Source organism: Burkholderia stagnalis (genome assembly GCF_039848545.1).
Taxonomy (GTDB): domain Bacteria; phylum Pseudomonadota; class Gammaproteobacteria; order Burkholderiales; family Burkholderiaceae; genus Burkholderia; species Burkholderia stagnalis.
In genome coordinates this window covers 3,004,583-3,021,252 of the sequence record NZ_CP156686.1, presented here as the reverse complement: position 1 = coordinate 3,021,252, position 16,670 = coordinate 3,004,583, and the positions used below count along the sequence as shown (strand labels likewise).

The following is a 16,670-nucleotide window of genomic DNA, read 5'->3' as shown; positions in this document are numbered from 1 at the left end:
GACCGGCAGATCAAGCCGCACACCGTCCATCGATTCCCATCCGACGCAACGACAACAGCCTCGTCCTGTTCCGCCTGGGCGCGTTGCGTTGCGTCGAGATCGGTCGACGGCAACGCAAAGTCAAACAAAACCGTAGCAACAGCTCAAATGGATATGTCATTCGAAGCGCGGCGCTGGAACGCGTCGCAAACCACCGGAGGATCGATTGCGCGAGTGTCTGATGTCGTGCTGATCTCGGCTGGCGCACTTGTGGCGGCATTGGTCTTGCCCGCCACGGGAAGCGATCAGTCATCCGAACTTGCGATCGTCGCGCTTTCAGCAACTTTCGCGCTGGTGTTGTTTCCCGCATTCGGCGTCTGTCAGGCGCCGCTGGGCCGGTCGAAATTCCGCACCGCCGTACTCACCGTGCTCGCGTGGCTGCTCGCCCAGGCCGGTGCGGCACTCGTGACGCACGTGCTGGCTGCCACGCCGGCACCGCTGCACTGGTACCTGCTCTGGGCAGCAACGAGCGGAGTCGCGCTCGTCGCGTCGCGGCTCGTTGCCGGCAGGACACTCGACCGGATCGGCCGTTCGCGCGAGTGCGACCGCCCGGTCGCCATCGTGGGTGCGGGCGCGCACCGAGACATGGTGCTCGACCGGATCGCCCAGGCGCCATCGACCGGATTCCGCGCCGCGGCCGCGCTCGATCTCGATGGCACGCTCCGCGACAGCGACGCCGGCCTGCCGTGCTTTCGCACCCTTGACGCATTCGTGCAGCACGTGCGAGCGCATGCGATACCCGAAATCTGGCTTGCCTTGCCGATCGACGAGGCACGCGCCGTCATGACCGTGCTCGACGCGTTCCGCAACGATCTCGTCGACATCCGGTTCGTGCCCGATGTCGGCAAGCTCGCGATGTTCGATGGCGAAATGATCGACCTGGTCGGCGCGCCTGCGATCAATCTCGTCGCATCGCCGCTGTCGTCGCGTGCGCTGCTCCAGAAGGCGATCTTCGACCGCCTGTTCGCGGCCGCCGTCCTTGTCGGTGCCGCCCCGTTGTTGTTCGCGATCGCGGTCGCGGTCCGGCTGTCGTCGAAAGGCCCGGTGCTGTTCCGGCAGCAGCGCAAGGGCGCGAATGGCAAGGCGTTCACGATCCTCAAGTTCCGCACGATGCAGCTTCACGACGAAGGCGGCGCGATCCGGCAGGCAACGCGCGGCGACCCGCGCGTCACGCGAATCGGTGCGCTCCTGCGCCGCACGAGCCTCGACGAGCTGCCGCAGTTCATCAACGTGCTGCGCGGCGAGATGTCGGTCGTCGGGCCGCGCCCGCATGCGCTCGAACACGATCATCTGTACCAGCGGATCGTCGACGGCTACATCCACCGCTACCGCGTCAAGCCCGGCATCACCGGCTGGGCGCAAATCAACGGGCTACGCGGCGAAACCGATCGCCTCGAGAAGATGGAGCGTCGCGTCGAAGCCGATCTCTTCTACCTGCGCAACTGGTCGTTCGCACTCGACATGCGCATCGTCGCGGCCACCGTTCTGCACGGCTGGACGCACCGCAACGCGTACTGATACGCACGCGGCGTCTTCGATCGATTTCGCCGCCACATGACAAGGATGACTGATGAAAACCGCCATGAACGCGCGGAATGGATCCGCATGTCCATACGGCGCGCGTGCGCTGCTGAGCGCGACGCTTTGCATCGCATTGTCGGCCTGCGCCGTCGCGCCCGGCATGCGGATGGGCACGCCGCCCGTTGCGACCGATGGCCGGGCGGCCGACGACGCGCCGTCGTTCCGGCTGACGAAGATCGACACCGCCCTGATCCGCCAGCTCGATGCGCAGGCGACGCGCCGGCAGGACGTGCAGTCCGACCTGCTCGCCGCGCCGGCCGGCCAGTACCGGATCGGCGCCGGCGACGTGCTGCAAATCACCGTGTGGGATCACCCCGAACTGGCGGCCGCGCAGGGCGCCGCGCCGCAAGGCACGCCGCGCGCGGCCGATCCCGTCGCCGGCTTCGTCGTCGATCCACGCGGCAACCTGTCGTTTCCGTTCGCGGGCGAACTGCACGTCGCCGGGCTGACCGTCGACGCTGCACAAGCCGAGATCGTCCAGGCGCTGTCGCGCGTCTACCGCGATCCGCAAGTGACGCTGCGCATCGCGTCGTTCCGCTCGCAGCAGGTCTACGTCGACGGCGAAGTCCGCACGCCCGGCGTCCAGCCCGTCAATGACGTGCCGATGACGCTCTACGAGGCCCTCGGCCGTGCGGGAGGCCTCAGCCAGAGCGCCGACCAGAGCCGCATGACGCTCGTACGCGGCGGCGTAACCTATCCGCTCGACCTGAGCCGGATGCTGCGTCATGGCCGCAACCCGGCCGACGTCACGCTCGCGGCCGGCGATCTCCTGCATGTGCCGGCCCGTAACGACTATGGCGTCTACGTAATGGGCGAGGTCAACAAGCCGGCGCTCGCCGTGCCGCTGCGCGACGGGCGGCTCACGCTCTCCGACGCGCTGTCGCAGGCAGGCAGCATCAACGCCGGCACGGCCGACGCGGCCCAGATGTTCGTGATCCGCGGCTCGGGCACGGATCACCCGCAGGTATTCCATCTCGATGCGCGCTCGCCGGTATCGATGGTGCTCGCGAACGAGTTCGAGCTGCAGCCGAAGGACATCGTCTACGTCGACGGCAACGGTCTCGTGCGTTTCAGCCGCGTGCTCAGCCTGCTGCTGCCGGGCGTCAACACCAGCGCCGCCGCGGCGCTCGCCGTCAAATGAGGCCCGTCACCACCCTGCTCGTCGTGTGCATCGGCAACGTCTGTCGCAGTCCGATGGCCGAGGCGCTCTTTCGTGCACGCCTGCCGGGCATCGACGTGCAGTCGGCCGGCATCGGCGCTCGCGACGGCCAGGCGGCCGATCCGCACGCGGTCGACCTGATGCGCGCGCGCGGCTTCGACATCACCCCCCACCGCGCGCGCCGCCTGCTGCCGTCGCTCGGCGCACGCGCCGACCTGATCCTGGCAATGGATCTCGATCAGAAGCGCTGGCTCGAGCACTACCTGCCGGCACTTCGCGGCCGCGTATTCCGGCTCGGCATGCCCGTCGCGTCGACCGGCCAGCCCGACGGCTTCGACGTGCCGGATCCGTATCTCGGCCCGCGCGCGTCGTTCGAGCACAGCCTGCGACTCATCGAGCGCGGCGTCGACGCATGGTGCGCGCGCCTCGCGCCGTCGCTCCCTTCCACTCCCCAGCCTCCTGAATCGAACCGATGACATCCCACCCCTCCCACGAGCGCCCGCATGATCGCGACGCCGAGCTCGATCTCGCCGGCGCGATCGATGTCCTCGTTTCCCAGCGCTGGCTGATCGCCCTCGTCACCGCAATCTGTGTCGGCGCCGGCACGCTGTACGCGTTCCTCGCTCACCGGCAGTACCAGGCCGACATCATGGTGCAGGTCGAGGACAGCGGCGACACGTCCGCCGCGAAGAGCGTGCTCGGCGACGTCTCGTCGCTGTTCGACATCAAGTCGAGTGCCGCTGCCGAAGCGCAGATTCTCGCGTCGCGACTCGTGGTCACACGTGCGGTCGACGAACTGCGCAGCTACATCGTCGCGCAGCCGAAGCGTTTCCCCGTCGTCGGCGAATTCGTGTCGCGCTTCAACACGGGAATCACGCGCCCCGGCGTGTTCGGCCTGGGCGGCTACGCATGGGGCGGCGAATCCGTCGAACTCGCGCGCTTCGACGTGCCGCGCTCCGTCGAAGGCGAACGCTTCGAACTGTCGATGCTCGACGGCGGCCAATACCGGCTGACCGGCGCGGCACTGTCCGCCCCCGTCACCGGCACGATCGGCCGCCCGGAGACATTCCAGAGCGCGGACGGCCCGATCGCGATCGACGTCGTGCGCGTCGACGCCCGTTCGGGCGCCCGCTTCACGGTCGTGCGCGAATCGCGCGCCGAAACGATCGACGCGCTGCGTCGCGGGCTCGACGTCCAGGAGAAGATCAAGCAGTCGGGCGTCATCGTCGCGACGCTGCGCGGCCCCGACCCGCAGCGCGTGCAGGCGCAGCTGCAGGCCGTCGCGAACCACTACATTCGCCAGCATATCGAACGCAAGTCCGCCGATGCCGCGCAATCGCTCACCTTCCTCAACGCACAATTGCCGGTGCTCAAAAAGCAGCTGCAGGATGCCGAGCAGCGCTACACGAACCTGCGCAACGCAAACGGCACGATCGACCTGGACGAGGAAGCGAAGCTGCTTCTGCAGCAATCGGCGGATGCGACGACGCGCCGGCTCGAACTGCAACAAAAGCGCGACGAGATGGCGTCGCGCTTCGCGCCAGGCCACCCCGACATGGTCGCGCTCGATGCGCAGATCGCAACGCTCGCGCGCGAACAGCAGGCATTCGAACACCGGGTCCGGCGCTTGCCCAATCTGCAGCAGGATGCCGTGCGACTGATGCTCGACGTGAAGGTCGATACCGATCTTTATACGGCACTGCTCGCCAACACCCAGCAGCTCGAACTGGTCAAGGCCGGCAAGACGGGGAGCGTGCGACTCGTCGACACGCCGATCGTCCCTGAGGACGCCGTCCGCCCGAACCGCCCGGTCGTCATCGTCGCGGCCGCGCTGCTCGGCCTCACGCTCGGCGTCGCGCTCGCGTTCGTCCGCGATTACCTGTTCGGCGGCGTGCGCAACGCCGACGAGGTCGAGCGGCATCTCGGCCTCGACGTCTACGCGACCATTCCCGATTCCGCGGGTCAGCGGCAGATCGCCCGGCGTATCGCCCGGCGCCTGACCGGGCCGCATCTGCTGAGCGCGCTCCATCCTCACGATCCGGCGGCCGAAAGCCTGCGGAGCCTGCACACCGCGCTTCGCTTCACGATACAGGACGCGCGCAACAACATCCTGCTGCTGACAGGGCCCGTCCCCGGCGCAGGCAAGTCGTTCGTCGCGGCGAATTTCGCGGCGCTGCTGGCTGCCGGCGGGGAACGCGTGCTGCTCGTCGACGGCGACCTCCGCAAGGGCTATCTGCACGAATCGCTGGGCGTCCCGCGCGAACCGGGCCTCGCCGAACTGCTATCCGGCACCGCTGCGCCGGAGGACGCAACCCATCGGAACGTGCTCCCGAATCTCGACTTCCTCGCGACCGGCGCGATGCCCGAACATCCGGCGCAATCGCTCGCCGACCATCGCGTCGCGGCGTTGCTCGACACGCTCTCGGCCCGCTACGACCGCGTTGTGATCGACTCTGCACCGATCCTCGCGGTCGCCGACGCCGTCGTGCTCGGCCGCCACGCAGGTATCGTGCTGCTGGCCGCGCGCGCAGGATCGACGCGCATCGCCGAACTGGGCGAAGCCGTTCGACGGCTTGCGCACAATGGCGTCGAAGTGAGCGGCGTCCTGCTCAACGGCGTCGACCCGCGCGCGGGCGGCTATGGTTCGCGCTACGGCGCTTACCGCTATACGCATTACCGCTACGCGCCGCCGCGCGGCGGCGTCGCCGCGTCCGTCGGGCAGTCGCTGCGCGGGCTAGTCTCCCGGTTCCGGCGCGGAGGCCCGCGATGAGCGATACCCGTCACCTCGAACGCGCGGCGCCCGGCAAGGCTCCCCCTACCCCCGCCCTGCTCGCCGACGAAACCCGTGCGCCGTCGCACGCAGCCCGCGCACAGCGCCTGCGCATCGCGCTCGTCGTCGAAGCGGCGGGCGGCGGCGTGGCCGTGCATCTCGCCGACCTGATCGAAGGACTCAGCGCGACCGACGGAGTCGAGCTGCACCTGATCGCGCCTGACGGCCCGCGCTTCGACGACCGGATTCTCGATGCCCGCGTGCTGTCGCGCTGCACCAGCGTCCATCGCGTGCCACTGCAGCGTGCCGTCGGTTGGCGTGACGCACTGGCAGTCGCACACGTGCATCGATGCCTGCGGCGCATCCGCCCGGATATCGTGCACAGCCACAGTTCGAAGGCCGGCGCGATCGCCCGGCTGTGCATCGGCCCGTGGCGTCAGGTCTATACGCCCCATGCGGTCTACACGCTCAATCCGTCGCTGACCGATGCGCAGCGCCGCTTCTACGGCACGATCGAGCGATGGCTCGGCCGGCTGTGCACGCACGGCGTCGTGGCCGTGTCGCAGGACGAAGCGCAGCATCTTCAACACGCACTCGGAATCCCGTCGCATCGCGTCCGGACGATCGTCAACGGCGTCCCGCCACCCGATACGCTGCCGCGTCGCGACGCACGGCGGGCGCTCGGCCTGCCGGACGACGCGATCGTCGTCGGCTTCGTCGGGCGCTTCGATCACCAGAAGGGCGTCGATCGGCTCGTACGGATCGCACGCGGCGTGTATCGCCGGTGCGGCCGCGCCGTGCAGTTCGTCGCGATTGGCCCCGGCAATTTCAGCGCCGCGGCCGGCCCCGACGCGGACGACCTGCCGCCGACGCTTCGCGTCGCGGGCGCGGTCGAGCGCGCGAGCCGCTACTTTTCCGCATTCGACCTGTTTGCGCTGCCGAGCCGCTACGAAGGCTTTCCGTACGTCTGCCTCGAAGCGATGGCCGCGCGCGTGCCGATCGTCGCATCGCGGGTCGCCGGCGCGGCCGAACTGGTCGATGCGCACGGCATCGGCGTCATCGTCCCGAACGACGACGACACGACGCAGTTCGCGCACACCGTCGTCGCGCTCGCCGACGATCCGGCGCAGCGCGATCGCATGCGGGCGAACTGCGTGACGGCACTCGACCGATTCTCGGCCGCGACGATGGTCCGGCACACGCTCGATTTTTATCGCGCACTCGTTCCACAAGGAAAGACCGCATGACTTCGCCCTCCCATATCGCGCTGCTCCATGCATACAGCACCTGCAACTCGGGTGACGGCCTGCTCGTCGACCTGTCGGTCGGGCTACTTCGGGAGGCTTTCGGCGACGCGACCCGCGTGTCGATCGTCGCGGCCGATCCTGCATCGTTCACCGCCTACGACGACGTCCGCGGGGCCCCCGTGCTCGCGGACCGCGGCTGGCGCCGGCTGGCCGCCGCGGCCGGCGCCGCGCTGCACGTGCGCTCGAACCGGCTACTGCGCCCGCTGGGCGAACTGCTCGACGACGCCGACCTGATCGTAGGCGTCGGCGGCGGCTACCTGCGTGCGCGCAATACCATCGAAGCGCTCAAGCTCGAAGCCGGGCATCTGCTGCAGATGCGCGCTGCGCACGCATCGGGCAAGCCAACCGTCTATCTGCCGCAAAGCATCGGGCCGGCGCTGTCGGCGTACCCGGTGGGCGCCCATCTGCGCTCGCTGCTTGCCGCCTTCGATTCGGTATTCGTCCGCGACGACCGCTCCGCGGCCTTTCTCGCCGCGAACCCGAATACGCGGCGCGCGCCCGATCTCGCAGTGCTCGATTTCGCGCATCGCGGCGACGCGATCCCGCCGCAAGCGGAACATGCCGTGCGGCACGTCGCGTTCGTGCTGCGCCGCGCGCCCGCATGGTCACCCGCACGACGCACCCGATACGATGCGTCGATCCGGCAGCTCGTCGAACGGATGCGCACGTCGTGCCGGGTCAGCTTCGCGGTGCAGAGCACCGGTCGCGGCAACGACGATCTCGCCTACTACCACAGCCTCGGCATTCGCGATGCGCTGGTGCCGCTCAGGACGCTGCTCGAGCACGACCGCCCGGACATCGTCGTGTCGGTCCGGCTGCATGGTGCGCTCGAATCGATCCTGAACGGCGTTCCGGCATTCCACGTCAGCTACGAGCGCAAGGGCTTCGGTGCGTACTCGGACATGCGGCTCGACGACTGGGTCGTCAACGGCGCGAACTTCGATCCCGCGTACGTCGCCGATACGATTCTTGCCCCCGGTGCGACGGCCGCGTTCTGGGATGCCGCACAAACCGGCTTCGCGGGCATCCGTGCGGCCCGCGCGCGCGTGATCGACGCGCTACGCGCCGCGCGTGACATCGCCGGAGGCGAACGATGCTGACGCGCCTTTTCCTCCGGTTCTCGGCGCTCGGTCTGAAGTTCGCGCTGACGATCGTCATCGCGCGCACGCTGGGCTTCAACGCGGTCGCCGCCTACGGGCTCGCGGTCGCCGCGTCCGTCATCGCTTCCAAAGCGCTGGGGCTCGGCTTCGGCCCCGAACTCAACCGCCGGCTGAGCGAAACCCACCCGCTGGCCGCGATCGGCGAAGCCCGCACGGTAGGCGCCACCTATGGGGGGATGTACCTGCTGATCGTCGCGGCATTCGCCGTCTCGACGACGAACGATGCCGTTGTCGGGCTGCTCGACCGGTTCTCGCTGTCGACGCCGCTGGCGTGGTGCGTGCTGCTCGTCGCCCTGTCCGAGCATGCGGCGTTCGAGGTCAACGGCTGGCTGTTCTCGCTACATCGGCCTCGCATCGGCTCGATGCTGCTGTTCGTGCGCACCGGCGCCTGGGCCGGCCTCGCGTGCGCCGGCCTGCTCGCCGGCGTCCTGCAATCGATCGAGGTCATATTCGCACTGTGGATCATGACCAATGCGGTCGTCGTCGTCGCGGCGTGGCACAAGATCGCCGCCTTCGACCGGCGCGCGCGCGGCATCGGGCTGCCCGGCGCAGCACGCTCCCCGCACCCCGTGCTCGCGGTCTGGCGACACGGACTGCCGTTCTATGTGGCCGGCGTGATCCTGTCGTCGCTGCAATACGCGGAGCGCTTCATCGCGGGCGGCCGGATCGGCGCCGACGTGCTCGGCCAGTATGTGTTCGCGTGGTCGATCGCAAACGCCGTGCAGACCGTCGCGTTTGCGACGGTGGTGGTCACGGCCGGCCCGCGCCTCGTCCGCACGCTGACCGACGCGCCAGATGCGTTCTCCCGTCGCACGATGCATGCGGTAGCGGCAAGCGCCACCGTGACGCTGCTCGCGTCGGCCATCATCCTTGCCGCGCATCGCACGCTGTTCGCGCTCGCGCACGAACCGACCGATTCGGGACATGTCACGCTGCTCGCGGTGCTGCTCGTCTCGTTCGTGCTGCGTGCGGTCACGGACGTGCTCTGGACCGCCGCGATCGCGCTGCGCGCCGGCGGCATCGTGCTGGCGGCGATTGCCGCGCTCGCGCTGCTCTACGTACCGGCAGCCCGCTATCTGATCGACCAGGCGGGCGTCGAAGGCGCGGCGCTCGCACACCTTGCGGCAAGCATCGCGGTCACCGCCACGCTCGCGCTGATCGTCGCGCGCCGTGCGGATGCAAGACGCGTCGCACGCCCAATGGAGCATCCGTCGCATGCTGGATAACCTGCTCCGCGCCGGCCCACGACTCAGCCGCGGCATGACACGCGCCATCGCAACGCTGGCCGTGCTCGCGTACTGGATCATCTACGCGAAGGCCGGCGCGTTCCTGCCTGAATTCGTTTTCCGCGACGCGGAGAAAATCCAGAGCCAGATCGGCGGTGCAAGCACCTACGAGGGCACGTCGTTCGACGCCGTCGCGAAGTTCTACGCTGCGCTCGGCGCAACCGGTACGCACCTGTTCGTGGCTGCCGTCGGCGCACTGTGCATCTGGCGCGTGATCGGCCACGGCAGGCGCGTCGGCTCACTGGCGGCGTGCATCGTCCTGCTCGCGCCCTGCGTGTTCTTCAACCTGTTCGTCGCGAGCAAGGACACGATCGTCGTGCTGATGGCGATCGTGCTCGCCGGCGTCGCGCAACGCCGCTCGACGGCGGTCACGCTCGTCGCGGCCGTTGTGCTGTACGGCGGTTACGCGATGCTCGTACGCAGCTATTTCGCGCTGATCCTCGCGCTCGCGATCGGCGCGCTGCTGTTCCGGCGCGCATCGTGGCGCGGCAAGGCATGGCTGGCGATCGCCGTGCCGGTCGCGCTGTTCCTGTTGCCCGACGACGCGTATTACCTGCTGCAACATCCGCGCGACATGGCGGCCGACTACCTGGCCCACGGCTCGCCGTTCGGTGCACGCACGAGCTTTCACAACCTGTTGCCGCCGGATTCATTCATGGCGTTCTGTGCGAACTACGCCTACGGCACGTTGCGCCTGAACCTGCCGGCGCTCTTCATGCCTGGGCCGAAGGAAATCGCGATGCAAGTGTTCGTGTGGATCGCGCTGGCCGCAGTGTGGCGGCGCGAGCGCACCGGCGCACGCTCCACTGTCGATCTGCTCGCATGTCTCGTCATCGGGCACGTCGCCGTGTCGATGCTGTTCGAGCCCGATCTCGGCAGCTATATGCGCCATCTTTCGAGCGTTGCGCTGTTCTGCACGATGCAATTCGCCGCTCGCTTGCCGACCGGTGCATACAAGCATCATGCGACGCCCAATGTATCCGCGCCCGATCACTCGCGGGCGGATGGCACGCCGAGCCCGGGTCATACCGCATTCCGCCAACCGCCGCACTTTCCCGGCCCCCGCACATGAACATGCTCACCCGGCCCGGCGCCTACTTTCCGAACATCCAGTGCGCGCGCGCCTGCGCAGCGCTCGCGGTCGTCGGCTATCACATGGGTGTTCTGCCGGCCGGACAGGCCGGCGTCGACGTCTTCTTCGTAATCAGCGGTTTCATCATGTCGCAGGTCGCGCCACGCGAAGGCCATGCGTTCTTTCGCAAACGGCTGATCCGGATCGTTCCGCTGTACTGGCTGACGACGCTCGGCGTCTATGCGATCGCGACATGGCAGCCGCAGTGGCTCAATTCGACGACCGCGCGCGCCGACTATCTCGTCAAGTCGCTGCTGTTCATTCCGTACCTGAAGGAAAACGGTCATTGGGGGCCGCTGAACTTGAACGGTTGGACGCTCGAATACGAAATGCTGTTCTATGTCGTCGTCGCGCTCGCGCTCTTGCTGGTGCGCGGCCGCCATGCGACGGCGTTCGCGGCGCTCCTGCTCGCCATGTTCTGCGCTTACGTCGCCGTACGCGGCACACGCAGCGCAGTAGTCGATCATTTCGGGCAGCCGCTCGTGCTCGAGTTTGGTCTTGGCGTGCTCGTCCACCGCGCGCTGGAAACCGGAATCGCGGGCCGGGCCTCTCCGCGAGTCTGGATCGGGCTCGTTGCCGCGAGCGTGACGGTGATCACGCTGTTTCAGCTCCATTGCGGCACACCGGCCGGCTTTGCCCGCGTAGCGGGATGGGGCGCACCGGCCAGCGTGCTGATCATCGCGCTCATCGCGCTCGACCTGAACGGCCGCTCGGTAACGAGCCCGTCAGCCGCGGCACTCGGCGCCGCCAGCTATTCGATCTACCTGCTCCATCCTTACGTGATCGGTCTCGCGACCAAAGTCGCGGGCGTGCACGCCGATCTCGACACGCCGCGCGGCGTGCTGGCAACGATCGCCGTCATGACAGCCGTCTGCGCGTGCGGATATGCCTGCCACGCGTGGATCGAGCGGCCGATCGTCACTGCGCTGCATCGGTCGTTGCCGCGCCGTCGCAAAGCGTAAACATCCCCGAACCTGGCTGGGCGGTTTTCCCGATTCAACATGTTCGACGCATGGTCGCGGCATCAGGCGCACGCAAAACTCATCGAGGACGCCGAGCACAATCAATTTATTCTCGTGAGTATGCTCATCGATCCGAACAGCACCTTGTTCAAGGAAACGATGAGTCTAGTCGGCAAGCGCTGAACGTAGAGGACCGCTGTACTGCGATCGGGCAACACGCGAATTTAACCGGTCGCAGGACACGGCCCGCTCGGCCAACTTATTGGCGCGTCCCGCTAACCGATAGGCCTCGCGATCTTCGTCGGCATAGCGGATCAAATTCGCGTCGCGGGCCGGGCGATCTTTGCATCGCAAGCGGGCGGGCTGCTAAATAACCCGCGGCCCGGTATGACCGGTTTGCGTTTATTCGTCGTGCAACACCTTTTCGGGGCCAAGTCGTTCTGCCGGTTGGTTGTCCCGGTGCAAACGATGGTCCCCAGTACCCCGCCGCCGCTTCGCAAGCGCGCCGTGCAGATGCGCGAGCGTCACCGGCTTCGTCAAAACGCGGCGCACGCCGGCTTGCACGCAGCGGTGCTTGTCTTCCGGCAACAGATGCGACGTCACAACCAGCACGTCGCAGGCGAACTCGCGATCGCGAACGGCCTCGGCAAGCGCAAGCGCCGACATGTCGGGAAGGTCGGCGCCGATCAGCAGCACGTCCCAACTTTCAGCGGCCAATAGGTCGAGCGCAGCCTGCGCCGAGCCAACTTCGGCAACGATGCAACCAAGCGCGTGCAATTGTTCGCTCAGCAGGGCGCCGTTGACGATCTGATCGTCCGCCACGAGCACCCGCAATTTACCGCCGATCGCATAATGCGCCGAGGCTTCTGGGCTGCGGGAGGGACTTTTCACCGGGAAGTCTCTCCCCAACTCACGGCCCCCTTCATCGCTTTGCATCAGCGTCAAGTACAAACCACTCAGTGAATAGCATGACACGCGAACCATGTCGCCAATGCAATACGGCTCGAGCGGGCCATCGCGCGTCGCCAGGATAGTTCGCGTGCCGCTGCACACACCGTCGAGGTCGGCATGCGGCCACATGTCGGGATCGCCGAACAGGATCACAGTGCCAAGCCGATCGACGTCGTGGTCCTGACCATCGTGCGGAACGTCCTGGATGCGGACGTCGAAGCCCCATGACGTCAGATGCGGCAATACGAAATCGCGCCACTCAGGATGTGAGGGAACGAGTGTCAGAATTCGACCATTCGACGCGCGTCGCGCGTCGAACGCCAAAACGTCCATTCCGAGTGGAAGCCGCACCGTGAAGCAGCTTCCGGCGCCCGGCTCGCTCGTCACCGAGATTCGTCCGCCCATCGCCGTGACGAGCCGGCCGCACAGCGCGAGTCCAAGGCCTGTTCCACCGAAGCGCCGCGTGATGGACATGTCAACTTGTGAGAACGGTTTGAACAGATTGCGCATATGCTCGGCGGAGATGCCGATCCCCGTATCCTCGATCTCGATCACGATTTCCGACGCCTCGCGGCCATCAGCGATCACGCTGACTCGCGCAGTAACACTGCCCGCGTGAGTAAACTTGATCGCGTTGCTCAGCAAGTTGCCGAATACCTGCGCCAGACGTGTCGGATCGCCGCGCATTCGCAGTCCGACGGATGCATTGATCTCACAAAACAACTGCAGCCCCTTCTCCTTTGCGACCAGCGAGAACGCATCCAGCTCACGCTCGATCATTGCGATCACATCGAATTCGATCGATTCGACCGACATCGAGCCGGCTTCGATCTTCGAGAAGTCCAATATGTCGCTGACGACGGCGAGCAGGTTCGTTGCAGACGTACGCAGCGCGCGCAGACGGCCCTGCTGGGACGCATCGAGCGCCGAGCGCTCGAGAAGCTCCAGGTTCCCGAGGACTACGTTCAGCGGCGTGCGGATCTCATGGCTCATTGCCGCAAGGAACGACGATTTCGCGGCATTGGCCGAATCGGCCGCGCGAACGGCCTCTTCAAGTTTTTGCAACAGCTGCCGCTTTGCAGTCACGTCGACGAACGCGGCGATCAGCACCTCCCTGCCCTGATAGCGTCCGCCGCACGCCATGAACTCGAGGTGAGGATTGGTCGCTTCCGCACCGGGCAGCAGAATGTCGCCGGCAAGCACTTTGGAATCCGCATCGCCTACCCGCCACGCACCGACCACCTGGCTCGACAGCACGTGATATTCACCGCCGATCCGTCCGACCATTTCTGTCAGGGCAGGACTCACGAGCATGAAGTGCTCGTCATCGCGCGCAATCAGACCAAGTCCGATCGGCGCCATCTCTATGACGCTGCGGCACAGCGCCTCGCTATCGAATACGCGCTGCGACCGGGAATAAAGCGGCACGAACTCGCGCCTGTGAAAGCGCAGCAGCAGCGTCCACATCACCGCCAGCGCCACCAGTGTCGCCGCCGCGACCGTTCCGGCAGGCCATGCCACGCCATGCACGATGCCGACCCATGACAGCGCGTACGTGAGCGTCCAGCCTGTCGAGCCGAGCTGATCGCGAAACAGCAAAAAGCCGTCACTGAACATGGGAGCGCCAGGCGATACCCGACTATGCACCCGGTTCAGCTGCAGCAGGCGCTGCACCCGCTCGGTGTCGCCCATAACCGTCGGATCCATCGCGACCAGCCCACCGTTGGACGTCGTAATATAGAAGGCGCCTGCGGGACGGTAATCGTCGAGCCACGACAGCAGATAGTCGGGGGAATATTCGGTTACCAGTACCGCAAATGGCTTGCCGTGATCATGCGCCTCGGCCGCGATCCTGATCTTCGACTGCCTCGACACGGGGTTGATGAAGGGCGGCAGCCAGTGCACCTGCGGGCGGGCGCCATCGACGCTCCGAGACGGCTCGTCGAAATGGATGCGCAACGCATCGAGCACGTGAGCGCGACCTTCCGGTGAATCCAGGGCCGGGTAATCGTGCTTCAGGTTCGGCACCAACGCGAATGCGCCCGTGCGCGTGCTGTAGTGATAGCCCTCCAGCGTGTATCCTCGATTGATCGAACTGGCCGCGCAGATGCGTGCCAACAGCACCGACATCGAGAGATATCGCGCGACCTCGCTACGATTGGTGGTTTGCTCCGGCACGCCGAGTACGAGCGACGAATAGGGCTTGGTCGCAAGTTGTTGACCGCTGTTGAAGAATTCGTTGAGCATGGACTCCGGCGCATTGCCCACCTCCCGCCAGATGAGCTGCACGTTCGTGACGCTGTTGCGGAACGACGTCTCGCTCACCTGGATCGCGTTCAGTGTCTGCTCCAGCCCGCTCAAATAGGTGCGTCGCTCCCCTTCGGCATAGGTGTAGACGATCCACGCCATGCCGAGCCCGCTGGCGAGCAAAATCAGCAATGTGACGATGATCCCACCACCGAACACGGAGATGCTCTGGTAGCGGCGTAAAGTTTGGAGAGGACTGTTTGGCATGATGCGTCATGACGGAGGCCGCGAGCGCAGTGAAACAATGGTGAGCTGATATGGCGTCCGGCGTGTTGTCGACCTATTGAAAGACGTGATTGCCAATATGCCAAATATCCGGCCGATCGTTCGTGTCCCACAAAGCATTTCATACACGTCAAATTCGCCGACACAGCGATTTCGAACTTGACCGATATTTCGGTCGTTACGCACGCTCGTGTTCCGTTGTTAACTGATCTCACGAAGCATGTAGATGCCGGCAGAATAGGAGATACGGCAGCCGGCGGGCCGACAGCGGAGGCGGCGCCGAGCCGGGACGAGCTCACACGCCTTGGCTGTGCTCGCCTGATCTTCGTCACTTGCTGACGCTGGAAACGTTTTGGGTGCTTGATCGCGCCAAGGCGATTCAACTCAGATGGTCAACGTGATGGCTGATTCGCAGCCCCATCGCGAATTCTGGCCTCTTGTTCCCACTCGTAGATTGCGTGTCGCCTTTGTACGTGCGACATCATCAGGTACTCGTTCACTCCCATAAGAAAACTCTTTCTTGATTTCTCAGGAAGTGACGCAAATTCCAACAGTAAATTCAGTACCTTCTTTTTGTTGCGCATGGAAATATCTCCACCGGGGCTGATCCGCCATGAGGGGAGTCAACCCCGTCCTATTACCTGCGCTACCGAACCACCACTTCTTGCGGATCCGGATTCCTGACCCGGTCGATTGCAGCCAAGTACGACGTGCGTTCACAGATCCATTTTCGATCTACTGTTCGAGTCGCCCCTTGCACACTCGGCTTCCGGGGGGCACCACTCGACGCGCGCACGATGACCCAATGCAGGCTTGACTCTCAACAGAGTCCCCATCTTAGGATTGTTAGTGCATCAGTACCATTGGACGAATTCGAAATTTCGGAACTTATAGGCACGAGTAAACTCGCGAACTCAGTTTCATACGTGTCATATTTTCCGCCACGAAGGTTGTTGTTCTAATGGCAGCCCACACGTCGGTCGGTTGCCATGTCGTCGCATCGAAGCTCCCGATCGGAGTACAAACGGCCATACGCACACTACCGCGCGGTCAATGACACATCCGCGAAACTGCTCATGACGAAGAAGATCCTGATTGTCGCTGCCATTCCGTTCATCCTGCCCGTCAGCTCTCAAGCGATCGCGAGCAAGCTCAATTGCGCGGAGCGGATCCAGGCGATCCAGGCGCAGATCGACAATGCGAAGCGATACGGCAATACGCATCAGGCGATCGGCAAGCGTGCTGCACTTGCGCATGTCGAAGCGAGTTGCGCGGGCGCAGGCGAATTTTCCAGCACCGAACGAAAGCTCAGGGACAAGCGACGTAACGTGCGCAGCGCACAGGATGACGTACGTCACGCAGAGGAACGCCTGCGTGAAGCCCAAGCGTCAGCGGATGCAAAGGAGATCGCGAAGAAACAGCGGAAACTCGCCAGGAAGCAGGATAAGCTACGTGACAAAACTCGCGACTTGCGCGAAGTGGAAGCCGACCTCGGCACGCTGAGGCGCTGATACGACCCGATCCCGCTGGCGAAGCGCGTACCCGCACCAGCAGCGCCGGCAGAGACGCGACCGGCCCGCGCGTCGCCCACTGCATCACGCACGGCTTCATGTACGCTTCACGCTCGTAGATCTTCGCGAACGCGCAAGGACTCGATCCGGCTGGAAACGCGGTGACGACATGCGCGAACATCGACACGGTCCGTCGATATCTCACAGCACGCCCGGCCTGCGTGCCGCCGTATGTCGACCAACCGTTTCGCAGCTTGGCACCTCCCGTATCGGACGATTC

At 65.6% G+C, this 16,670-nt stretch carries 13 protein-coding genes; 11 read left to right on the top strand and 2 right to left on the bottom strand.

Going from position 1 to position 16,670, the window contains the following annotated elements:
• Nucleotides 1-147: 147 nt before the first annotated feature.
• The 10 genes from ABFO07_RS30175 to ABFO07_RS30130 are packed head-to-tail and all read left to right on the top strand — an operon-like array spanning nucleotide 148 to nucleotide 11,579.
• Nucleotides 148-1,557, top strand: coding sequence for an undecaprenyl-phosphate glucose phosphotransferase (locus ABFO07_RS30175; protein WP_347469715.1), 1,410 nt, complete (start codon nucleotides 148-150; stop codon nucleotides 1,555-1,557).
• A gap of 52 nt (nucleotides 1,558-1,609) precedes the next feature.
• On the top strand, nucleotides 1,610-2,761 hold the full coding sequence (locus tag ABFO07_RS30170) for a polysaccharide biosynthesis/export family protein (protein WP_059909269.1): 1,152 nt from the start codon (nucleotides 1,610-1,612) through the stop codon (nucleotides 2,759-2,761).
• Complete coding sequence (locus ABFO07_RS30165) at nucleotides 2,758-3,255, top strand: low molecular weight protein-tyrosine-phosphatase (protein WP_347469287.1); 498 nt, start codon at nucleotides 2,758-2,760, stop codon at nucleotides 3,253-3,255. The genes ABFO07_RS30170 and ABFO07_RS30165 overlap by 4 nt, the downstream gene beginning before the upstream one ends.
• Nucleotides 3,252-5,549, top strand: coding sequence for a polysaccharide biosynthesis tyrosine autokinase (locus tag ABFO07_RS30160; RefSeq protein ID WP_347469286.1), 2,298 nt, complete (start codon nucleotides 3,252-3,254; stop codon nucleotides 5,547-5,549). Before ABFO07_RS30165 ends, ABFO07_RS30160 begins: the two co-directional genes overlap by 4 nt.
• Nucleotides 5,546-6,796 (top strand): glycosyltransferase family 4 protein, encoded by a 1,251-nt coding sequence (locus ABFO07_RS30155; RefSeq protein ID WP_347469285.1) that lies wholly within the window; start codon nucleotides 5,546-5,548, stop codon nucleotides 6,794-6,796. The genes ABFO07_RS30160 and ABFO07_RS30155 overlap by 4 nt, the downstream gene beginning before the upstream one ends.
• Nucleotides 6,793-7,956 (top strand): polysaccharide pyruvyl transferase family protein, encoded by a 1,164-nt coding sequence (locus ABFO07_RS30150; RefSeq protein ID WP_347469284.1) that lies wholly within the window; start codon nucleotides 6,793-6,795, stop codon nucleotides 7,954-7,956. The genes ABFO07_RS30155 and ABFO07_RS30150 overlap by 4 nt, the downstream gene beginning before the upstream one ends.
• On the top strand, nucleotides 7,950-9,242 hold the full coding sequence (locus tag ABFO07_RS30145) for a lipopolysaccharide biosynthesis protein (RefSeq protein WP_347469283.1): 1,293 nt from the start codon (nucleotides 7,950-7,952) through the stop codon (nucleotides 9,240-9,242). Before ABFO07_RS30150 ends, ABFO07_RS30145 begins: the two co-directional genes overlap by 7 nt.
• The gene (locus tag ABFO07_RS30140) at nucleotides 9,232-10,374 is read left to right on the top strand and encodes a hypothetical protein (protein ID WP_430733069.1); all 1,143 of its coding nucleotides are present in this window, start codon (nucleotides 9,232-9,234) and stop codon (nucleotides 10,372-10,374) included. The genes ABFO07_RS30145 and ABFO07_RS30140 overlap by 11 nt, the downstream gene beginning before the upstream one ends.
• Nucleotides 10,371-11,396 (top strand): acyltransferase family protein, encoded by a 1,026-nt coding sequence (locus ABFO07_RS30135; RefSeq protein WP_347469281.1) that lies wholly within the window; start codon nucleotides 10,371-10,373, stop codon nucleotides 11,394-11,396. Before ABFO07_RS30140 ends, ABFO07_RS30135 begins: the two co-directional genes overlap by 4 nt.
• Nucleotides 11,397-11,435: 39 nt before the next feature.
• Nucleotides 11,436-11,579 (top strand): hypothetical protein, encoded by a 144-nt coding sequence (locus tag ABFO07_RS30130; protein ID WP_155631179.1) that lies wholly within the window; start codon nucleotides 11,436-11,438, stop codon nucleotides 11,577-11,579.
• Between the two features lie 219 nt (nucleotides 11,580-11,798).
• Here ABFO07_RS30130 and ABFO07_RS30125 read toward each other — a convergent pair whose 3' ends face one another.
• On the bottom strand, nucleotides 11,799-14,861 hold the full coding sequence (locus tag ABFO07_RS30125) for an ATP-binding protein (protein ID WP_347469280.1): 3,063 nt from the start codon (nucleotides 14,859-14,861) through the stop codon (nucleotides 11,799-11,801).
• Between the two features lie 410 nt (nucleotides 14,862-15,271).
• Nucleotides 15,272-15,463 carry a hypothetical protein gene (locus tag ABFO07_RS30120; protein WP_081059604.1) on the bottom strand — a complete coding sequence of 64 codons (192 nt, stop codon included), beginning with the start codon at nucleotides 15,461-15,463 and terminating at the stop codon, nucleotides 15,272-15,274.
• A gap of 492 nt (nucleotides 15,464-15,955) precedes the next feature.
• Here ABFO07_RS30120 and ABFO07_RS30115 point away from each other — a divergent pair, with 492 nt between their 5' ends.
• Nucleotides 15,956-16,390: a DUF1090 family protein gene (locus ABFO07_RS30115; RefSeq protein ID WP_059565821.1), complete on the top strand. Its 435-nt coding sequence runs from the start codon at nucleotides 15,956-15,958 to the stop codon at nucleotides 16,388-16,390.
• Nucleotides 16,391-16,670: the final 280 nt, after the last annotated feature.